The sequence below is a fragment of the Ktedonobacter robiniae genome, from assembly GCF_016587375.1.
Lineage (GTDB): Bacteria > Chloroflexota > Ktedonobacteria > Ktedonobacterales > Ktedonobacteraceae > Ktedonobacter > Ktedonobacter robiniae.
Window position 1 is genome coordinate 884,471 of record NZ_BNJG01000003.1, and the last position, 20,641, is coordinate 905,111.

The window sequence follows — 20,641 nt, forward strand, 5'->3', positions numbered from 1 at the left end:
CCGCTCCTGGCGTACGCGGCTACTTATCTATCCAATCACGATATTTACCAGGCGGCCTGGCACGTATACGACGCGCTTGACGCTTCGCCCTTCAATAAAGTGCTGCACGCGCTCCGTTTCCTGGGCATGGCGCTGGACCTCCTCGGCGCTGGCGCTGGCAGGGATCTCGATGGTGTCGCGCAGGCGACCATTAACCTGTACGGCGATGGTCACACGCTGAGCCTGGATGGCCTCGGGATCGTACTCGGGCCAGGAGGCACGATGAACTGAGCCGCTTTTCCCCATCTGCTCCCACAGCTCTTCTGCCATATAGGGAGCGTAGGGGGCCAGCAATACCAGCAACGTCTCCAACTCAGCCTTTGATGCCGCACGCCTCTCAATGATACCATTGACATACTCCATGATGGCCGCGATGGCGGTGTTGTACTTGAGACTGGCCGTGTCCTCGCTGACTCGCTTGATTATTATGTGCATCGAGCGCAGAGCCTCTGGCGAAGAAGGCGCTTGTGGTGCGTACTGAGAATACTGCTCGACTAGGCGCCAGGCGCGCTCCAGGAAGCGTACCACGCCGCTGATTCCCCGGTCACTGAAGTCGCCACCTCCCTCATAGGGTCCCATGAACAGCAGATAAACACGGAAGACATCCGCGCCAAAGCGCTCGATATAATCGTCGGGGTTGATGATGTTTCCCCTGGATTTGGAGATCTTCGCGCCATCCCTGGTAATCATGCCATTGGCGCGGAAGCGCTTGAACGGTTCATTGTTCTCCAGCAGGCCCAGGTCGTGCAGGGCCTTGGTAATAAAGCGCGCATACATCAGGTGCAGCACACTATGCTCCGCGCCCCCGATGTACATATCCACTGGCAGCCACTTTCGCGCCAGGGCCGGATCCCAGGCCTGCGTCGCATCGTCGCTTGAGATGTAGCGCATAAAGTACCAGGAGGAGTCCAGGAAGTTATCATTGACGTCCGTCTCGCGCCGCGCTGGCTGACCACAAATCGGACAGGTCGTGTTGACAAACTCCTCGATGGCGGCCAACGGCGAGGCGCCAGTCCCCGTGGGACGCCAGTTCTCAACATCTGGCAGCACAACGGGCAGTTGATCCTCCGGCACCGGGACAGCTCCATGCTCGGGACAATAAATGATAGGGATGGGTGGCCCCCAGTAGCGCTGGCGACTGATCAGCCAGTCGCGCAGGCGATAGGAGACACTGCGCTCCCCCAGGCCGCGCTCTGTAAACCAGGCGATTACGGCCTCTCTTGCCTCGGCGCTTGCCATGCCTGTAAATTCGCCCGAGTCATACAGGATACCATCCTCTTCATTGGCCTCTTGCTCATCCTGGACAGCAGCGACATCAGCGGATCGTACGACGAAGCGTATAGGCAGGCCAACTGAGCGCGCGAAGAGCATGTCTGTCTGGTCATGTGCGGGCACGCCCATAATCGCGCCCGTGCCATGCCCCTCCAGGACATAGTCCGCGATCCAGATGGGCAGGCGCTCGCCAGTCAAGGGATGCCGAGCGTAGGCTCCAGTAAAGACGCCACTTGTGCCACGTTCGGCATCGACTGCTAACTTGCTCATGCGCTCCTGAAAGGTCTGCACCTCGGCGCGCCGCTCCTGAGCTGTGATCGCCTCGATAGCTGGATGCCGAGCGGAGAGCGCGACGAAGGTCACACCAAAGATGGTGTCAGGCCGCGTCGTATAAGCCTGGATAGCGACATCCTGTCCAGGTTGCGTCTCTCCTGATATCTCAGGCTCACTAACAACTTGCAGCGCAAAATTCAGGCCTTCGGAGCGGCCAATCCAGTTGCGTTGCAGGTTTTTGACGCGCTCGGACCAGTCCAGACCTTCCAGGTCGTCCAGCAGCCTCTGCGCATACTTCGTTGTCTTCAGAAACCACTGTTCCAGCCAGCGGCGCTCAACGATGGAGTCGCAACGCTCGCAACGCCCATTTATGACCTGCTCATCCGCCAGGACTGTCTTATCTTTGGGGCACCAGTTGACGCTGGCAGACTTGCGCTCGGCTAGCCCGGCTTTGAAGAGTTGCAGGAAGATCCACTGCGTCCAGCGATAATACTCAGGTGAGGTTGTATCCACCTCGTGTGACCAGTCAAAGCGATTGCCGATATGCTTTAATTGCCGCTCGCGAAAGTGCTCAATATTGCGCTTTGTCAGGATGCGCGGATGCACGCCCTGCTTGATCGCGAAGTTCTCGCTATGAATGCCAAAGGCGTCAAAGCCTATCGGCTCAAAGACATCATAGCCCTGCATAGCCTTGTAGCGCCCCTGGATATCCGTCCCAACATAGGAGTACATGTTGCCCACATGCAGACCCTCGGCCGACGGATACGGGAACATCATCAAATTGTAAAACGGTTTTTTGGCACGCTGTAAATCCACCTGGTACAGCCTCTGCTCCTCCCAGCGCGTACGCCACTTCGCCTCGAAGCTGGCGAAATCATAGCTGGGAGGCCGCACCTGTTGCAGCGCTTCACCTGCACCTGGTTGCGGGACATGTGTCTGTGACATAAACTCCTCCTGCTGACGGGTCATAGAGCTAATAAACAGCGAGACTCGACGCGGAGGGCAAGAAAAAAGCACCCTCCGCCCACGCAGGGCGAAAAGTGCGCTCAGGGCCACTTTCGCGGTACCACCATGCTTCGCCGTCGCCTCGCGACGACGGCCTTTAAGGGTACAGTATACCCAGCCTGCTAACGGGGGCTACCGGCAGCAACTACTCACCCCTCTGTCCAGGAGAAGCTTTCACTACTACGACTCACGAGGGAGCTTCAGATGACACGTTGATGCTGGCTCGCAGCGACCGCCAGCTCTCTGTAATCGCGATGCCTCTTACTTTCCTCGTTCTTCGTCTTGTTCCTTATATCATCTATTATACAGAGCGTACCCGACAATTTGCGCTTTGTCAAGTCTAAAAAAGGAAAAGTGGATGGTGGTATGGCGGAGTCATACCACCATCCACTTTTCCTTTTTTAATACACTTAATGCATGCAGGTTCCAACGAAGAGATGTAGAGGCTCGATCTTTGTGGCATCGGAGAAGCGGATAATGAGCTCCTGAATGCCTGCCGCCTCGTACTCGGCGATGCGCTCGCGGATCATATCGGGCGTGCCGATGAGCGCACGCTTGCGGGCCTCGTCGATATTAGCGCGCATATTGGCGGGAAGCTTCGCTACGGCCTCTTCGTCGGTGCGCGCGATGGCACAGTCGTCAACAATTGCCGTACGCTTGATGCTGTCATAATCGCGGCCCAGGGCGTTACAGTGTCCTTTGAGCACCTCAAGTTTATGCTTGATATTCTCGATTGTGCCACCCACGTTACAGGCATCGGCATACTGCGCGACTAGTTTGAGGGTCACTTTCTCGCCACCACCACCGACGAGGATGGGAATGTGTGGCTTCTGCACACCTTTGGGCTGGTTGATTGCACCACGAACCTGGTAATATTTGCCCTCGAAATGGGCTTCCTCCTGGCTCCACATAGCATGGATGATCTGAAGCGCCTCGCGTAGCATGCGCAGGCGATCAGGGCCCGAAGGATAGGGATAGTCATAGGCATTATACTCGTGCTCGTACCAGCCCGCCCCGATACCTAGCACCAGACGACCGTGACTTATCACATCAACCGTGCTCGCCATCTTGGCCAGCAAGGCGGGGTTGCGATAGCTATTACAGGTCACGATCTGTCCAAGGCGCACGCGCTTCGTATCGCGCGCCAGGGCCGCCATGCTGGTCCAGCATTCAAAGGTAACCTCTTGTGTCGGTGTGGGAACGGTATGAAAATGGTCATACAGCCAGACCGAGTCAAAATTCAGCTTCTCGGCCTCCTGCGCCACGCGTGTCATCGCCTCATATGCCTCAACAGGATCAGCGATATCCACAAGGTCCATCTTCCAACCCTGGGGAACAATTACGCCAAACTCCATAATAGTTTTTCAACTCTCCTTTTGTTGCTCCATAAGCCAGCTCTGGCTCATGCTTGTCCCCCTATTATACTATCTTCAATCTTCAAGACTTCAAGATTTCAAGCCAACAAACTATCAAGCCTGCATTCTAGCATGTAGGCGCGCCAGGCGGCGCTGATGACGCTGTTGGCGTTTGCGACGCCTCCACATATACCAGGCACCGAAGAGCACCAGGACCAGGGCGATAATTACCAGCCCCATGCGTTGGAAGATGGCCTCAAGCGTATCGATCTCGACCGCGATAAAATAACCTATCAGGCTGTAAATAGTGTTCCAGAGCAGGGCGGCGATGACTTCGAAGAAGAGGAAGCGTGTATAGCGCATGCGCGTCAGACCAGCGCTGATCGCAACAAATGAGCGCAAATGGCCCGCGATATGTGAGAGGATAATGGCCTTACCCCCATGCTTGTGGAGCATGAGGCGCGCGAGGCGCATACGGGCACCAAAACGCATTCGTATGCCAAGGCGCGTGGCACTGAAGCGCTGCAATGGTCCCCCAAGCGCGAAGCGCCCCAGGAGATAGTCGATATGATAACCGGCAACCGTTCCCAGGGTCGCGAAGAGAATCACCAGGCCGAGATTGAGTGTACCCAGGCGGGCATAAAACGCGCCCAGCAGGGCCAGCGAGTTGCCCGGCATGACCAGGCCTAGCAGGGCTGTGTTCTCAGAGAGCGTGCTGAGAAAGACGATCAAGTAACCGTACTGATCGTAAAACAACTTGAGCCATTCAATGAAGGTCTGGAGCATACGTTCTCTTTACTCAATCTTTCATTCTAAAGTGTTCTCAGCGTCGTAGACGCTTTGGGGAGTAAGAGATGTGGCGGGGAAAGACCGCAGGCCTTTCCCCGCCACATCAAAACTACATCTAGTAAGTTAGCAAAGCTGTAACTTAGAAGTCACCGCCACCTGAGTCTCCTCCTCCAAAGTTGCCAAAATCTCCTCCGCCAAAGTCTCCTCCGCCAAAGTCTCCTCCTCCTCCAAAGCCGCCAGGGTCACCTCCCATGGGTCCCATATCATGGCCTTGGTCCTGGCCAAACATATGTCCCAGACCATAGCCCATCAGGGCGCCCAATCCACCTACCACCCAGGGGTTCATGCCACTGCGCTGCTGGGGAGGATAGGGGCCATAGAATGGCTGCTGATACTGTGGCGGAAGTTGTTGCCCATAGCCACCAGGCTGCTGGTACTGCATTGGCGGCTGCTGCGCGCCATAGTCGGGCCGCTGAGGGGGATAGGGAGCCTGATTGGACGGCTGGCGTGGCTCCTGGCCACGTGGCGGTGGAACATCTCTACCTCGCTCTGGCGGATTTGCTGCATCACTTGAGCCAGGACGATAGTAGCTGGAATCGTAGTTTGTGCGTGGCTCTGGCTGCGAACGAGCCTTGTAGATATCCCCTTCCTCATCGGCGCGAGGCGTCGTTCCCGGCTCTGGTCGCGCTGTATAGCCTGCGGCATAGCCCTGGTCGTAGGTATCGGCCTCCTTGGGTGGAGGTGCGGCCTGCTCCTGGCCAGGTTGGTAGTATCCGGTGTCACTGTAGGGATCGCTGTACGGAGCTGCCTGCGGCGGCATCTGCTGTTGTTGCATCTGTGACATATCCGGATAGCCATCAGGCGCACGCTGAGACCAACGCTGCTGGGAAAGCGCACGCGCGAAGAACACAACCATTATGATCACAAAAAACAGGAGCAACAAAGCGGTAAACATAACGAGCTCCTCTAGGAGAGAGCAACCAGTCTTGATCTTCTGTCCTGGCTGCTCAAAGAATTTCTGATATCTCACTACCAGGCAAACTGCAAAAGTCTCTCTACAGTCCATCTTACAAAGTTATTGCAGATAAGCAAGCACAGCTTTTATAGGAGTAGAACGTATAGAAGATGCTGGGGCAAGACCCGCGGTCTTGCCTCAGCATCTTCTATACGTTCTACTCTTTTGGCTTCTGCTGCCTTTTCAACCGCTGAATGGCCTCGCGCATCTCCTTTTCGGCCTGCTCGCGGCTGATAAGCTCCTCATCCTCTAACTCCTCGGAGGTCATCTGTTGCGCAGCGCGCTTGGAGGCGTTGCGAATCTCTTGCTGCTCTTGCTTGCGGGTCGCCTCATCAACAGGCTCTTCTGGCTTATATGGCTTAATTTGCTCTTTATCTTGAGACATATCTTTCCTTTTCATTTTTGACTTGATGTTTTGGACTTCACACAACGACCAGCGGCTTCACTGGCTCTACCAGTGTAATTAATACAGGTGACACGAAGCGTCTATTTTAATGGTTACTCAACCTGAAATAGCACGCAAAAAAAGAGGCAGGGAGGCGCATATGGCGTCCCTGCCTCTCGCGACATAAAAGACGTAGGGAGGCCAGGCCAGGAGCGGGCACACCCCAGTAGCCGGGTGAAGAAAAAGCTAGGGCTTCTCCTCTCCTTCCTACTCAACTTGCTCCTGTATCGCCGTTCCGGCCACTGGCAACACCTCTTCACGGTCATCGGCCTCGGGCAGATCGGGGAGGAGATCCCATTGTTTGTTCAAGACCAATCTGAACCAGTAGCCAGCCATCAGCGAAGTAATGATGGCTACCATGACCAGTGTGGCGAAAAAGCTCTCGCTGATAATACCCAGGCCATACGCGACCGTCGCCAGCACGATACCGGGCCCTCCCCTCGTATTCATTGCCGCCCCTACATTCAGGCTTGATAACCAGTTTTCGCCGACGAGCCGAGCTGCCAGGATGGTTCCCAGCATTTTGAAGAAGGTGGCAAAAAGCAAAAACAAGAGGAAAAAGCCCACATCAAAGTGATGCACTAAATCAAGCTTGAAGCCAACAAGCGCGAAGTACAGAGGCACAAAGACCCCCAATGCCACATCTTTGATAGAGGCCTTGATCTTTTCAAATCGGCCATTTGAGACCATTTCCAGCACAATACCCGCCAGTAATGCTCCAAAGACGACGTTGATATTCAATAAGTTAGCGAGTGCAGCTAGAGAGAGGCACAGCAACAGGGCATATCCCGCCGACGACGTGTGCGCAAGGCCGGGGAGGTGAAGACGTTGAAGCAAGCGAAGAAGAGGAGGTAGCAGAAGCAGGGCGATCAGGAAAAAGGCCGCTATGAACAGCAGCGTGACTGGAATGGCGAGTGGAGAGAACGGTTGGGTGCTCACCAGCGCAGTCGCAATGGCAATGGCCACCCACAGGACGACATCCTCAATGGTGGCAACCGCGATAATGATTTTAGCAAAGCGTGTCTGAGCAATATGCAGGTCCAGGAATATTTTAGAGATCACCGGAATAGAGGTTACAGCTACCGCACATCCGATAATGATTCTTAAGGCAAGGAAATTTCTGTCGGTTCCGATAAGGGCGGTGACCGGATAGAACTCAGGTGCTATCCATCCAGCGGCAAACGACACAACCGTTCCCCCAAGTAGAAGAGCCAGGATCAGTTTCCTATCATCCTTGCGAAAGGATTTCTGTAGTTCGAAGCCAGAAATGAACATGAGCATAACCAGGCCAAGCCAGGAGAAACTGGAGAAGACCTGGTCTTCAGCTGCAAAGGAACCAAAGATGCTTGTCGAGAGATGAGGAGCCAGCCATCCGAGAAGTGTGGGCCCCAAGAGGAGTCCCCCAGCAATCTCCCCAATGACTTTCGGCATATGGAGTCGTTGAAAGACATACCCGAAGAGATGAGCAAAAAGAAGGAGCAAACTAATAGCAAGAAAAAACGTGGTGAGATCTGAGTTACTGAGCGCAGCGAGAGTTGAAAGCACCATGGTTCTGCATCCTTTTCTGAGACGCTAGCACAACCGGAAAACTAAATGATACAGCTAATCAACTTCACATCTTCTAATGCAACAATAATATTTTCTATATGAATACGTCAAGGAATCTTAACGCTCTTTTTAAAATATAGTTATTAATATGTAGCTATTAATACATCGAATATACAAAAACAGTTATAGTAGTACGGCATTGCTAAGAAGCCTTCTTGATGATAATAGGCTTGTACAGAACCTTGTTCTGGGTAATATAGTTGAGCAGGCCGATAAAGGCAAAGAAATTGGGAATCTCAGGGACGGTTACCAACGGCCAAAGCTGCGTCTCATCCTCCTGATCGATGGCAACATAGCCATCACAGACACACACAGCACTGATCTGTGACCAGGGTACCAGTTTCTTCCCTTTGCTCATCCCTTCCTGGCTGAGGATCAAAGGGCCAAATTGTAGTCTCTCGCCCCACTGATAGGCCTCCAGCAAATGAGGAAGCTTATGACGTGCCACCTCGCGCGAGATGATGCGCCCCAACTTCTCCACTTCCTGCAATTTCCCATCAAATACATAGCGCTTACCATTGCTAAGCCAGAGTTTATATCTGCGAGCTGGATCTTTTGCGTTATCTATCCCAAGTAGCGAGAGCCGAACCCGTTCAATCTCGCTCCACGACACCACAGTTTTACTCTTATTCCTACAATATAGAAGCCCCTCCGTACCAACCAGGACGCGTAGATAGCGGTGACGCATGATGTTTCGCACAGTTACCAATATCATTGCCCAGATGCCAATACAAAGGGCACATGCAAAGACCATCCACAAGATTGCCACTGCATCTGTAATTGGCAATGTAATCCAGATATATATGCCAAAAATGATTAATCCTGTGCAAAATAGAGCCAAGAGAAGACTAAAAAAGGCCGCCAACAAAAGAGATCGCTTTGGACGCGGGCGTTTGATGAATTCCGCTTGCAACTCTCCGAGAGGATACTGAAGCGCAAGCTGCTGGCCTTCCAGAGACAGAGTTTGCTCTGTTGGAGAATCAAACATGCAAAGCCTCTTTTCTCCAGACTTATAAAAAACGAAATACAATCGTAACAATAGAAACCATCATTATTGAGCGGATAGAAGAAAGGCGTGTTGGGAAAAGCTGGCGATGCAAAAGGAACGTAAAGTGGACAAGGCCAATAAGTACAATTATTGGCTTCAACAAAGACCAATGAGTAAATAGATAGACGAAGGGTAATAATAAAAGCGCAACGAAAGGAAGGTACTCATACTTCCGTACAGGCCTGTCCAGCGGCTCACCTCTATACGTCATGGCCCAGTCGGGCGGCTCATTCTCAAGCAGAGAGTCAATCGAGGGGAGATGATCTGGTGCGTCTTGCATAGAAACTCCTCATCCAAAAATACATACAAAAGAGGCAATCAATCACAGCCATTATAGAGGCAGACGCAGAGCCACACAAGCACTCAAATTCGGACAGAAAACGCGCAGAACCGACATCATAGCCATTCACTCTCCCTCCAACAACTAACCACAGCCACGCCAGAGCAGCCACACACTATGGATCAACACGCACAGCTCGATGAGCGTGACGCTGCTAAAGCACGCGTCTACATATAATGGGTACGGGGGACATTGGACGGACCGCTATGTCGGCCCAAGTATACGCATGCCCTTGACTTTCATTACAACGCTGTGCTAATATCCGACTCGTGGACTCAGATATTAGGGCACACTAATATCCAATCCATTGAGTCGGATATTTCTAACGCCGGACTCCTCGGCAAAAATATTAAAGAGGCTTTCAAAATGATGTTAGTCAAGCAGCGTATGCTTCTCCTTATCCTACTTCTGTGCGGCCTACCGCTGGTATTGCTCGCGGCCTGTGGCTCGACTAGCGACAGCAATAAGACAGGCAGTAAGAACACGGTTACAATCAACGCCTATGATAACTATTTTGATCCCAAAACCATTAATGTTACAGCCAATCAGCCCGTTGAAGTAACCTTTGTTAATAAAGGCACTAATGTGCACATTGTCGAGATCAAGGGCCTGATCGCCGAAACCACAATGCAGCCAGGCGAAAAAAAGTCCTTTACCATTACGCCACAACAGCGCTCTTATAAGCTCTATGATGAACTTTATGTCAGTAAGGGCATGGAAGGCGCCTTCACTGGTACCGATAAGGCAACGTCTTCAAACAATGCGCCGTCTGACAATGTGCAGAACACCAAGATTAAGAACGCAGTTGAGACATACCGACAATACGTTATCCAGCAGACAGATAGTCTAGTTACAAGTACGCAGCAGTTCAACGATGCCATTAACGCGGGCGATCTCAATAAAGCAAAGGTGCTCTACGCGCCGACACGTGAGTATTATGAGCGTATCGAACCCATCGCCTCAAGTTTTGGCAATCTCGATCCCGGCATCGATGCCCGCGAGGGTGATGTCTCCGATGAGCAGTGGGCCGGTTTCCATCGTATCGAGAAGGCTCTATGGGTCGATGGAAAGACCACAGGCCTTAAAACATATACCGACCAGTTGCTGAAGAACGTCAAAGACTTGCGCCAGAATTTGGATGGGATTAAACTGGTACCAACCGATATTATTGATGGCGCGGTTTCCCTGCTCAGCGAGGCCTCGCATACCAAAATCACTGGTGAAGAGGATCGCTACTCGCATACCGACCTGTATGACCTGGCAGCCAATGTCGAGGGTTCGCAGGTAGCCTTCAACAGCTTCAAAGACTACCTGAGCGAGAAAAATCCTGGCCTGCAACAGGATATCGCTGGCAAATTCCAGAAAGTGCAGGACGTACTCAAACCATTTCGTACCGATAAGGGGTTCATGGACTACGCCACTCTCAAGGACGGAGATAAGCGCGCAATTGCCCAGAGCATTGACGATGCGGGCGAATCCCTTTCCAAAGTCGCAGTCACTCTTCCCAAAACAGCCAACTAAGATCTTATTCCGAAACCCAACGCCACTCGCGTGTCTAGCGCTTCGCGCTCAGGGTTTTCGGAGAAGTCGTAAGATCTTATTCCGAAACCCAACGTCACTCGCGTGCCTAGCGCTTCCCCCATTCGGGGACAGGCGCGCTCAGAGTTTCGGAGAGAAGTAAGCGAGAAGTAAAGAGAGATGGTAGAAGTACATGAGTGAGAAGACTGGCCAAAAATTTAATCGGCGCAATATGCTGATCTCCGCCAGCGCGGCTGGAGCAGGCCTGGTCCTGGGTGGAGGAGGCGGCTATGCGCTAGCTCACACGCAAGGACAGCAAGCAATGCAACAGAAGAGTAACAACGACATCATCTCCTTTTATGGAGAGAAACAGGCAGGAATCACAACACCTCAACAGGATCATCTCCACTTCGCCGCCTTTAACCTGACGGCCCAGGATCGCAACGAGGTCGCCAGTCTCCTGCGCATCTGGACGGTGGCAGCGGCGGCTATGACCTCGGGCAAGCCTATTGGCGAGGGCACATTTCCAGATCATGCTCCCCCTCCCGATACTGGTGAGGCCCTGGACCTGCCCGCTGCCAACCTGACCATCACCTTTGGCTTTGGCCCAACCCTCTTCACCAAAGATGGGAAAGATCGCTATGGACTGGCTGCACGCAGACCAGAGGCCCTGGTGGACCTTCCCCCGATGGCTGGAGACGCCCTTGACCCCAACCGCTCGGACGGCGATCTCTGTGTACAGGCCTGCTCAGATAATCCCCTGGTCGCCTTCCATGCCGTGCGCAACCTGGCCCGCCAGGCTCGCGGACTCGCAACCATCCGCTGGTCGCAGCTAGGCTTTAACCGCACAGCCAGTACCAGCACTCAACAGGAAACGCCACGCAACTTGATGGGCTTCAAGGATGGCACTAATAACCTGAAGGTTGAAGATCCCGCACTTATGGATCAACATGTCTGGACTGGCAACGAGGACGCGTCCTGGATGCGTGGCGGCTCCTACCTGGTCGCGCGCCGCATTCGTATGCACCTGGAGTCATGGGACCGCGACTTTCTGGCCGACCAGGAGAAGGTCTTCGGCCGGAGGAAGGTCTCGGGGGCGCCCCTGACCGGCAAACAGGAGTTTGATGCCGTCGATTTGACCGCCAAGCACCCGGATGGGACCTCCATCATCGCTACCAATGCACATATTCGTCTGGCGCGAGAGGATGACAACATCCGCATCCTGCGCCGTGGCTACTCATTCACGGATGGCATGGATAAAGTGACGGGCGAATTGGACGCCGGCCTCTTCTTCATCGCCTTCCAGCGCGACCCGCGCAAGCAATTTATCCCCTTGCAACAGAAGCTAGGCCAGCGGGACCTGCTCAACGAATACATCACCCATAATGGGAGTGCGATTTTTGCCTGCCCTCCAGGGACACGACCGGGAGGCTTCATAGGAGAGACGCTCTTTGCTTAAGACCCTGGAGAAGGAGTAATCCATAGTAATGCTCGCTAATTTCTTACCAACGTTTGTCCTGTTCCTGCGTGAGGGGCTGGAGGCCAGCATGATCGTGAGTATCCTGCTCACCTCGCTGCGCCAGCTCAAAATAATGCGTTATAATACCTCAGTCTGGCTTGGCGTGGGCCTGGCCCTGCTCGGCTCGTTTGCGGTCGCGGCCCTACTCAAGACCGTCAGTAGCCTCTTCAGCCCTGACTTCCTCAGCATCTTCAAAACCGTTACCTATTTCATTGCCGTCGTCATTATTACATGGATGACGTTCTGGGTCCAGCACCATAGCCGCACCCTCAAGCAAGAATTAACCGCCCAGGCCAGCGCGGCAAGCTCCGGCTTCGCCCTGGGCTTGCTCGCCTTTAGCACCGTGGGGCGCGAGGGCATCGAAACAGCGATCTTTACCCTGGCCTTCGCCTTCCAGTCCGATACACAGATCCTCCTTGGAGCCTTATTGGGAGTCCTGGTCGCCATCGCCCTGGGTGTACTCATCTATCGCTTTGGCTACCGCCTGAACTACCGCATCTTCTTCCGCGTCATGGGTATCCTCCTGCTAGTCATGGCGGCTGGCTTGTTTAGCAACTTTATTCAAGGTGCCCAGGACGCCGGATGGATTACCTTCGGAACCACCCAGGTCTGGGATACCAGCAGCATCGATTGGCTCAGCGAGAATAAAAGCATTATTGGTAGCTTGTTGCACATCTTCACAGGCTATACCGAGAACACAAGCATCCTACAAATTGTAGGCTTTGTTGTCTACCTGGCTATCGCGGGCAGCTTCTTCTGGCGCATGACCCGCAACCAGAAACGCAGCCTCCCCAGTGCCACACCAGAACAGACTGCAACGCTCAAAGGATAAAATGCAATAGACAACAGAAGGGTTATGCCAGGCGGCGCCTGGCATGACCCTTCTGTTGTCTATTGCATTTAGCGTCCAAAGAGCCAGCCACCATTCACATTTAATACCTCGCCGGTGACAAACGAGGCCTCGGGCGAGGCCAGGTAGTGGACTGCGGCGACCACGTCGTCGACATGACCGCCTCGCCCTGCTGGCGTCTCCTTGATGATGCCATTGATTTTCTCATCGGTCCAGGCGCCAGTAAAGCCAGTATCAGCGATATAGCCGGGGGCTACGGCGTTGACTGTGATTGATTGCGAACTCAATTCGCGTGCAAAGCCATAGGTCAGGCCGTGCAAACCCGCCTTGGACGCGGCATAGGCGGTTGAACCAGCCCGACTTCCACCGGTGAAGGCGGCAATGGAGCTAATATAAATAATACGCCCACCGGGTCGCGCCAGATAAGGACCAACGGCAACGGTCATCAGAAAGCTGCCCTTCAGGTTCGCGTCAATGACCGCGTCCCACTCACGCTCGGCCTCGTCAAGCGGCATATCGGTCGTGGCGCCACGCACAAAGCCGGCCGCATTGATTAGTACATCCACCTGGCCCCATTGCTCCACAATGTTCGATACAGTAGACTGCACCTGCTCGCGCTGGCTTACATCCGCCTGGTACCAGGAGACCTGGGAGCCAAGCTCCTCAGCCGTGGCGCGCAAGGTGTCGCGGTCACGCCCAATGATCGCGACCTGCTCCCCCTCCCGGGCAAAGCGTCCCGCCATCGCACGCCCCATGCCGCTATTCCCACCAGTAATAATAATTCTACGTCCCTGCTTATTCATAGATTTCCTCCCCGAATAAATGATATAATTATCGTTTTTTATGCTCAGCGTCTACGACGTGGCTCGCCGGGTTAGAGGATGTGGCCGTTCCCAGCCACATCCTCTAACCCGGCGAGCCACGTCGTGGCGAGAAGTCCTGAATAGACACAAAACCGATAGGCTTAGCATAAGAGAAAACATCTTATCTGTCCAATATATAAATTGTGTTATACTTATATGTAGGGGATATAAATAGATATGGAGCTACGACACTTACGCTACTTTATCATGGTCGCGGAAGAGCTACACTTCAGCCGCGCGGCTGAGATCCTGCACATGGCGCAGCCGCCACTCAGCCAGCAGATCCAGAACCTGGAGATCGAGCTGGGTATACCGCTCTTGATCCGCACCAAGCGCAGCGTACAACTGACCCCCGCGGGCAAGGCTTTTCTTGTGGAGGCCAAGAAAGTCATCGCCCAGACCGAGCGCGCCATTGAGACCGCGCACCAGGCCCATAATGGCCTCCTGGGACAACTGGATATTGGCTTTGTAGGCACAGCCATGGCCGAGATCCTCCCTACCATCTTAAAGGCCTTCCGCGAACGCTACCCCCTGATCACAACAAAGTTGCAGAACCTGGTCACCACCGACCAGGTGCAGGCGCTACGCGAAGGCCTGATCGAGGTAGGCTTCATCCATCCGCCAATTCTCGACACCACCCTCAAGCTAGAGGTTATTGGCCGCGAGCAACTGGTTGCCGTCCTGCCCGCCGATCACGCCCTCGCAAGCCAGGAAAGCATCGATCTTGCCCAACTCAGAGATGAACTGTTTGTGCTATATCCCCGCGCCTGGAACATTGGCCTCTTCGACCAGATCAGCAGCCTCTGCCAGCAGGCAGGCTTCTCGATGCGCCTGGGCCAGGAGGCCCTGGGCTGGGAATCAATCATCAGCCTGGTGGCGGCGGGCTTTGGCGTCTCTATCGTGCCTGCCTCATCCCGCCTGCTGCGCAGTCTGGATGTCGCCTACCACCCCCTCCAGGGAGCCACCCCAACCTTCGACCTTGCCCTGGCCTGGCTCCCAGACAATACCTCGCCCCTGCTACACAACTTCCTCCAGGCCGCCCGCGAAACCGCACAAGCACGACAACACATGTTGCCTTCGCCCTAACTCGGGAGCCCGCTACTTGCGTACACGGCTACTGTTGGGAAAGTGCGCCGTTTACAAGCACTATCCGATCTGTGATGAAGCAACTTTTTTAATAATGCAAACGACTCCGCATGTGCAGGCGTTTGCGGAATATCCAGTAGCCCAGGGCCTGGTAGGCGATGATAATGGGCAGGAAGATTAAAGCAACCCAGGTGAGTAGGACCAGACTGGAAGGGGCTGCCGCCGCACGCTCAATCGTCAGGCTCCAGGTGGGCTGAAGGCTTGAGAGCAGGAGGTGTGGAAAGAGACTCCTTGCCAGCGCGAGCACACCACAAAGCATAGAGAGGCTCGTCGATATGAGCGCCCACCACCAGCGCTGGCGCTGGATCAACTGGCCCGCAATGAAGAGCAGCAGAGGCACAAGCACGCTTAAGGGCGCGATCCAGGGCACGGCCAGCAGGCGCAGCATGGCCTGAGAGACGAAAGCACCGCTAATAGCCAGCAACACAACCATGAATAGCGCCGGAATCCAGATCCTCCGCGCCGCCCTCTCAACATGCATAGTAATAGTCGCATCCACGCGCAGGCGGAGGAAGAGCGCGCCCTGGAGCGCAAAGAGGACAATAAAAGTGAGGCCCCATAACAAGGTCAGGGGCGTCAATAACTGCCAGGGGGTGCCCACGAAGCGCAGTTGGGCATCCAGGGGGAGTCCCTGCACAAACGCGGCCGCGATCACACCCCAGACCAGTCCAGGCACGATACTGCCGCCGCAGATGACCAGGTCCCAGAAGCCACGCCAGCGCTTGCTAGCCCGATGACTGCGAAACTCCAGCGCCGCCCCGCGCAGGATCAGGGAGAAGATCAGCAGCAGCACAAAGCCATACAGGCTACTCAGGAAGGTACCATACCACCTGGGGAAAGCCGCGAACATAGCGCCAAAAGCGGCCACCAGCCAGGTCTCATTCCCCAGCCAGAAGGGACCCATCGCGTTCAAAAGCACTCTGCGCTCGCGGTCGTCCTTGCTCAGGAAAGGCAGGAGGATACCGATGCCGTAATCGTAGCCTTCCAGGATAAAGTATCCAGCCAGTAGCAGACCAACCAGACCATACCAGAGTATCTGAAGATTCATAAAAGCCTAACCTCTTTCAGCAACGGGCGCTATTGAAGCGCAAAGACATTCTCCGTTTCCTCATTCGAGGATTCTTGTTCTTTCGTGTCGGGAGAGCCAGGTAGACCCAGGCGGCCATACTTACAGAGCAGGTAGACATCAATCACCGCCAGGGTCGCGTAGACCAGGGTAAAGGCCAGCAGCGAGGTGAAGACCATCGATGCATTAAGTGAGGGTGAGAGTGCGTCGCTCGTCTTCAATAAACCTTGCACGACCCAGGGTTGACGCCCCATTTCTCGCGTTAGCCAGCCGCTAATATTAGCCAGGTAGGGGAAGGCGATCAAGGGCAGGAGGAGACGCAGGAACCAGCGCTGGCGCACAATCGCATCCTTCCAGAGAAGCAACAGGCCGATAAGGGAGGCTATCAACAATAACGCGGCCAGAATGACCATGAGATGAAAAGTGTTTACAATCACCGGCATCAAGGGGATATAGTTGCCCGGACCATACAACTTGACGAATTGCGCCTGTAAGGCAGCAGCATCTTCCACCTTCCCAAACATCGCCGCCTCTTTCATAGGCTGAACTTTACCAACATTTTGAATCTGTGCTCCACCTACCAGGATCACAGCCAGGCTGCTCAGGAAGGCGATAATCATGCTCAAGCGCAATGAGTTACGGAAGACGGTACGTTCTGTCGTCCGCCTAAGTAGGTTAAAAGCACTGACGCCGCTGACGAAGAAGGCGCCAGTCAGCAGACTACCCGCCGTCACATGCTCCAGGGCGATCAAGAAGTTAGGATTCGTGACCAGAGCCGAGATGTTGGTCAGGACCAGTTGCCCATTGTGGATCTCGTAGCCTACAGGCTGCTGCATAAAGCCGTTGGCGATCAGGATAAAGACCGCCGAGAGGTAGACACCAAGCGCCACGATCCAGATGAAGGCAAGATGCACCTTCTTCGGTACGATATCCCAGCTCGCGAGCCAGAAACCAAAGAAGGTGGCATCCAGAAAGAAGGCCAGCAGCGTTTCAATCGCCAGCGGCGCACCGAAGACGTTTCCCACATAGCTGGAGAAAGCGGACCAGCTCAAACCAAACTGGAACTCCTGGACCAGGCCAGTCAGGAATCCCATAGCGTAGTTGATGATATACAACTGGCCCCAGAAGCGGGCCATGCGCCTGTAGGTCTCATCTCCACGCATGACATAGAACGTCTCCATCAGCGCCACCATAAAGACGAGGCCCAGCGTTAACGGCACAAAAAGAAAATGAGATACAAGCGTCAGGCCCGATTGCCAGCGCGCCAGCATCAAGGTATCCATCCTTCAACTCCTTTAGTATGAAGCAGGCCCGACGCTACTAAAGTACGCCTCTACATATAACGAGCATATGTAGACGCGTATTTTAGTAGCGTCGGGCTACTCAACTCTCTCTATCTCGGCTATCGCCCGCTCAAACCAGGCGATCTCAGCGTTTAACATGTGCAGATTGTAGTCGACGAGCTGTAGAACAAAGGTACGCTCATCCTCGTTTAGCTGAGGATTTAGTTTTACACGCGACTGCCCTTTGCGATAGTGATCACGAAACGTCTCCAGGTAGGTGCGATAGCGCTCAAGCACGCTTAGACGCTCTTGAGGCGTCAGCAGGTTAAACTTTGATAGCTGAACGGCAAACAACTCAGGGTGGTAGGCATACCCCTGTGGCTGGTGCATCAGCTCAAAGAAGCGCTCGCGGCCCGTGTCAGTAATCGCGTAGGCGCGGCGAGGCTGTCCCCGTTCCCGGCGCTCTTCCTGGGCAAACTCACTCTGCTGCTCCACAAAGACGGTAATCAACCCCTCCTGCTCCAGGCGTTTGATGAGCGGGTACAGCGTTCCCCAGCTTAACTGGCGCTGCGGCCCCAGAATGCGATTGATAATCTCGTTCAGCTTATATCCATGGTGGGGACCTTGCATCAACTCACCCAGGACAAACAGCTCATACGCCGGATTTGACCGGCGCGCTTCAGAGGTGCCACCCTTCTTGCCAGCGTGAGTAACCTCCTGCTCTCCTAACTGCTCTGTCTGATCGTTCTCGTGCGACATCGCTACTCCCCCTCTTTTTATTACGGTTCGATATAATTATAGCGAATCGATAGTAAAATTACAAGCGCTGCAATCCTTAATAAAGGGCTTTCTGTCTAGCAGGAATAAATTTAACCTCATTTACTGTTAAGATAGGCGTAAAACACCGTTTGTTTGCTAACAAGGAGCCTTCTGAATTTATGGAATGTCTGGTTCATGATACCCCTATTTACTATGAAGAATATGGTCAGGGAACGCCGGTTATCCTCATCCATGGATTTACGCCCGATCACCGCTTGATGACAGGCTGTATGGAGCCATTATTTGCGCAGAAGACTGGCTGGCGCAGGATCTACCTTGATTTACCTGGCATGGGACGCACACCGGGAAAAGCATTCGTCAATAGTAGCGATGATATGCTCGACCTTGTTCTGGGTTTTATCGATGCAATTATTCCCGGACAGCGTTTCTTGCTGGTAGGCGAGTCCTACGGGGGCTATCTCAGTCTTGGCATTATGCAGCGCAAGTTTGAACAGGTTGAAGGTATGGCACTCATCTGCCCCGCCATCGTTGCAGAGGCCTCTAAACGAGACGTCCCATCTCATACGCTTATCGCACCGAACCCACAGCTCCTGGCCTCGCTCGCTCCAGAGGACGCAGAAGAGTTTGGCTCAATATCCGTAGTGCAGGATACCTACGCCTGGGAGCATTTCCGCGACGACATTCTCCCTGGATTACGCGTCGCCGATCAGGCATTTCTGAACAAGATTCGCCAGCGCTATGCCTTCTCATTCGATGTAAACACGTTGCCCGTGCCCTTTGCGAAACCAACCCTCTTCTTTATGGGCAGGCAGGATTCCTCAACGGGCTATAGGGACACCTGGAACATCCTGGAAAACTATCCACGTGGCACTTTTGCCGTATTGGACCGCGCAGGACACAACGCGCAGATTGAACAGAGCCAACTCTTCAACGCGCTGGTGAATGAATGGCTTGAGCGAGTGCAAGAAGCTACGCGCTAATATAGGCCAGGAGAAAGCGTTTGCTCTCCAAAAGAGCGCTGGCACACATGTGTGCCAGCGCTCTTTTGGAGAGCAAAAAGTATATACGAAAAATTATTCAAGTAGAAGGGCAAAATGTAACATACATTGTTCTGGAATCTCCCTCATCCTGGTCAGGTACGCTGCAAGCTCGCGCGAGCGTTCTTCCTGCCGATGAATCGTCCAGGGAGGAGCAGCATGCAGCGGAGCGTGACGACCAGGATGAGGGTGGCGTTGGCATAGAACATACCATTGGCAAAGATAGTAGGCCAGTCGATAACCTGACCAACCTGACCAGAATGCTGTCCTATCAGTGCATCTATCTCATTCCAGCTATAGGGCGGGCTGTGAGTTGGCTCCCAGGAAAATATTGAGGCCCCCAATGGATATCCCCGTGCTTCCGTATAGACAATATCGCAACAGACCCGATGGTAGAGAATGTGCTGATAGCTTAAATACAGACCGAGACCAGCGCCAAGGATAATCAGAAAAATTTGCCAGTAATTCAGACGTAAGACCGAGAAACGCCGCCTACCCAGAACAAGCACTATGCCAACTGCTATCACCAGAGGGCAGAAAAGAGCAATTCTTAGGAGAGCAGGGGCATCTACATGCACCGTAAGAGGGTCATAATTATTGGACACAACTAGCGTTGCCACAATGAATGCAATCGCACTCAAAGCGAGAAAAGCAATGGAAAAAACTTTTGCCCCCTTGTCTGCAAGCATCTGAAGTCGTTTGAAAAAAGAGAGCTGAGAGGCATCTGGTGATGGTTTATCGCGCATTCTGAATCTCCTTGAGCTTATCCGAAAACGGAAAGTCGCCAGACTCCTCATATCAGCCGATTTTCGGATAAGCTCTTCGTATGTAGTCATCAAAGGATCGCACATTTCTAACAAAGAAGCTGTGAATTGAGCCACTTTTTGCCCAATTGCACCAACTGAATCTCTGTTCCCTGGAATATTACAGAAAGGTCAAACAAAAGTGAAGAGTAGACACGACATTTGTGTAAGGAAACACCTCATCCAATGCTTCAACCCTATTCGCAAGAGAAGCTAGTACTCCTGGGGCCGTTTCTTAAAAGCTGTTAATGAAGTATTTTCGCGTATCTGCTATACTCAATCCCATAGCGAGGGAGGTTACACACAAACCGAACTACATCTAGCAATTCATGCCGTTTTACCCCCGATCTCCCTCGCTCTCCTTCTCTTACCACTACCATCAGTTATGCCACCCCAAATGCCTCCTCAGTAGGTATTAGCTTATTAATGCATCCAGAAAGTTGTAGGGCCCAAGTTGGCTTAGACTCTTTTCCCCAGGAGAAGTACTCACGTTGCAGAACGTGGTGCCTATGGTAAGGAGGCAAAGAAAAGAACATAGCATTTGCGGATGCGGATACATTGTAATTAAGTAGTGCTATAAGGCGCTT

18 protein-coding genes and 1 other annotated feature are annotated in these 20,641 nt (G+C 53.5%); of the genes, 5 read left to right on the top strand and 13 right to left on the bottom strand.

The features are described from left to right. Window positions 1–27 precede the first annotated feature (27 nt). From leuS to JMJ04_RS36565, 8 genes are all read right to left on the bottom strand, one after another. Window positions 28–2,529, bottom strand: a complete 2,502-nt coding sequence (gene leuS / locus JMJ04_RS36530; RefSeq protein WP_201375286.1) for a leucine--tRNA ligase — start codon at window positions 2,527–2,529, stop codon at window positions 28–30. A gap of 81 nt (window positions 2,530–2,610) precedes the next feature. Next, window positions 2,611–2,876 (bottom strand) — a binding site (T-box leader). A 123-nt stretch (window positions 2,877–2,999) separates the two neighbouring features. After that, window positions 3,000–3,944, bottom strand: a complete 945-nt coding sequence (locus tag JMJ04_RS36535) for an LLM class F420-dependent oxidoreductase (RefSeq protein WP_201375287.1) — start codon at window positions 3,942–3,944, stop codon at window positions 3,000–3,002. A gap of 114 nt (window positions 3,945–4,058) precedes the next feature. Then, window positions 4,059–4,730 carry a DedA family protein gene (locus JMJ04_RS36540; protein ID WP_201375288.1) on the bottom strand — a complete coding sequence of 224 codons (672 nt, stop codon included), beginning with the start codon at window positions 4,728–4,730 and terminating at the stop codon, window positions 4,059–4,061. 142 nt (window positions 4,731–4,872) lie between these two features. After that, a complete protein-coding gene (locus JMJ04_RS36545) occupies window positions 4,873–5,688 on the bottom strand; it encodes a chromosomal replication initiator protein DnaA (RefSeq protein ID WP_201375289.1) in 816 nt (271 codons plus the stop codon). Window positions 5,689–5,905: 217 nt separating this feature from the next. Beyond that, on the bottom strand, window positions 5,906–6,133 hold the full coding sequence (locus JMJ04_RS36550; RefSeq protein ID WP_201375290.1) for a hypothetical protein: 228 nt from the start codon (window positions 6,131–6,133) through the stop codon (window positions 5,906–5,908). 267 nt (window positions 6,134–6,400) lie between these two features. Beyond that, window positions 6,401–7,741: a cation:proton antiporter gene (locus JMJ04_RS36555; protein WP_201375291.1), complete on the bottom strand. Its 1,341-nt coding sequence runs from the start codon at window positions 7,739–7,741 to the stop codon at window positions 6,401–6,403. Window positions 7,742–7,943: 202 nt separating this feature from the next. Continuing rightward, window positions 7,944–8,789, bottom strand: a complete 846-nt coding sequence (locus tag JMJ04_RS48450) for a DUF6585 family protein (RefSeq protein ID WP_307811799.1) — start codon at window positions 8,787–8,789, stop codon at window positions 7,944–7,946. Window positions 8,790–8,811: 22 nt separating this feature from the next. Further along, window positions 8,812–9,129, bottom strand: coding sequence for a hypothetical protein (locus tag JMJ04_RS36565; RefSeq protein ID WP_201375293.1), 318 nt, complete (start codon window positions 9,127–9,129; stop codon window positions 8,812–8,814). A gap of 426 nt (window positions 9,130–9,555) precedes the next feature. Between JMJ04_RS36565 and efeO the strand changes: the two genes are divergently transcribed. From efeO to JMJ04_RS36580, 3 genes are all read left to right on the top strand, one after another. Beyond that, window positions 9,556–10,710, top strand: a complete 1,155-nt coding sequence (gene efeO, locus JMJ04_RS36570; protein ID WP_201375294.1) for an iron uptake system protein EfeO — start codon at window positions 9,556–9,558, stop codon at window positions 10,708–10,710. Window positions 10,711–10,900: 190 nt separating this feature from the next. After that, a complete protein-coding gene (gene efeB, locus JMJ04_RS36575) occupies window positions 10,901–12,166 on the top strand; it encodes an iron uptake transporter deferrochelatase/peroxidase subunit (protein ID WP_201375295.1) in 1,266 nt (421 codons plus the stop codon). Window positions 12,167–12,194: 28 nt separating this feature from the next. Next, window positions 12,195–13,058: an FTR1 family iron permease gene (locus JMJ04_RS36580; RefSeq protein WP_201375296.1), complete on the top strand. Its 864-nt coding sequence runs from the start codon at window positions 12,195–12,197 to the stop codon at window positions 13,056–13,058. Between the two features lie 68 nt (window positions 13,059–13,126). Here JMJ04_RS36580 and JMJ04_RS36585 read toward each other — a convergent pair whose 3' ends face one another. Further along, on the bottom strand, window positions 13,127–13,879 hold the full coding sequence (locus JMJ04_RS36585; protein WP_201375297.1) for an SDR family NAD(P)-dependent oxidoreductase: 753 nt from the start codon (window positions 13,877–13,879) through the stop codon (window positions 13,127–13,129). 237 nt (window positions 13,880–14,116) lie between these two features. Here JMJ04_RS36585 and JMJ04_RS36590 point away from each other — a divergent pair, with 237 nt between their 5' ends. Continuing rightward, window positions 14,117–15,025 (top strand): LysR family transcriptional regulator, encoded by a 909-nt coding sequence (locus JMJ04_RS36590; RefSeq protein ID WP_201375298.1) that lies wholly within the window; start codon window positions 14,117–14,119, stop codon window positions 15,023–15,025. Window positions 15,026–15,113: 88 nt separating this feature from the next. Here the strand turns inward: JMJ04_RS36590 and cydB are convergent, their stop codons facing one another. The 3 genes from cydB to JMJ04_RS36605 all read right to left on the bottom strand — a co-directional run bounded on the left by cydB (window position 15,114) and on the right by JMJ04_RS36605 (window position 18,193). Beyond that, window positions 15,114–16,133: a cytochrome d ubiquinol oxidase subunit II gene (gene cydB / locus JMJ04_RS36595; protein WP_201375299.1), complete on the bottom strand. Its 1,020-nt coding sequence runs from the start codon at window positions 16,131–16,133 to the stop codon at window positions 15,114–15,116. Window positions 16,134–16,162: 29 nt separating this feature from the next. Beyond that, window positions 16,163–17,434 (bottom strand): cytochrome ubiquinol oxidase subunit I, encoded by a 1,272-nt coding sequence (locus JMJ04_RS36600; protein ID WP_201375300.1) that lies wholly within the window; start codon window positions 17,432–17,434, stop codon window positions 16,163–16,165. Between the two features lie 96 nt (window positions 17,435–17,530). After that, on the bottom strand, window positions 17,531–18,193 hold the full coding sequence (locus JMJ04_RS36605; protein ID WP_201375301.1) for a PadR family transcriptional regulator: 663 nt from the start codon (window positions 18,191–18,193) through the stop codon (window positions 17,531–17,533). 179 nt (window positions 18,194–18,372) lie between these two features. Here JMJ04_RS36605 and JMJ04_RS36610 point away from each other — a divergent pair, with 179 nt between their 5' ends. After that, window positions 18,373–19,194, top strand: a complete 822-nt coding sequence (locus JMJ04_RS36610; protein WP_201375302.1) for an alpha/beta fold hydrolase — start codon at window positions 18,373–18,375, stop codon at window positions 19,192–19,194. 152 nt (window positions 19,195–19,346) lie between these two features. Here the strand turns inward: JMJ04_RS36610 and JMJ04_RS36615 are convergent, their stop codons facing one another. After that, window positions 19,347–19,997: a hypothetical protein gene (locus JMJ04_RS36615; RefSeq protein ID WP_201375303.1), complete on the bottom strand. Its 651-nt coding sequence runs from the start codon at window positions 19,995–19,997 to the stop codon at window positions 19,347–19,349. Between the last annotated feature and the right edge of the window lie 644 nt (window positions 19,998–20,641).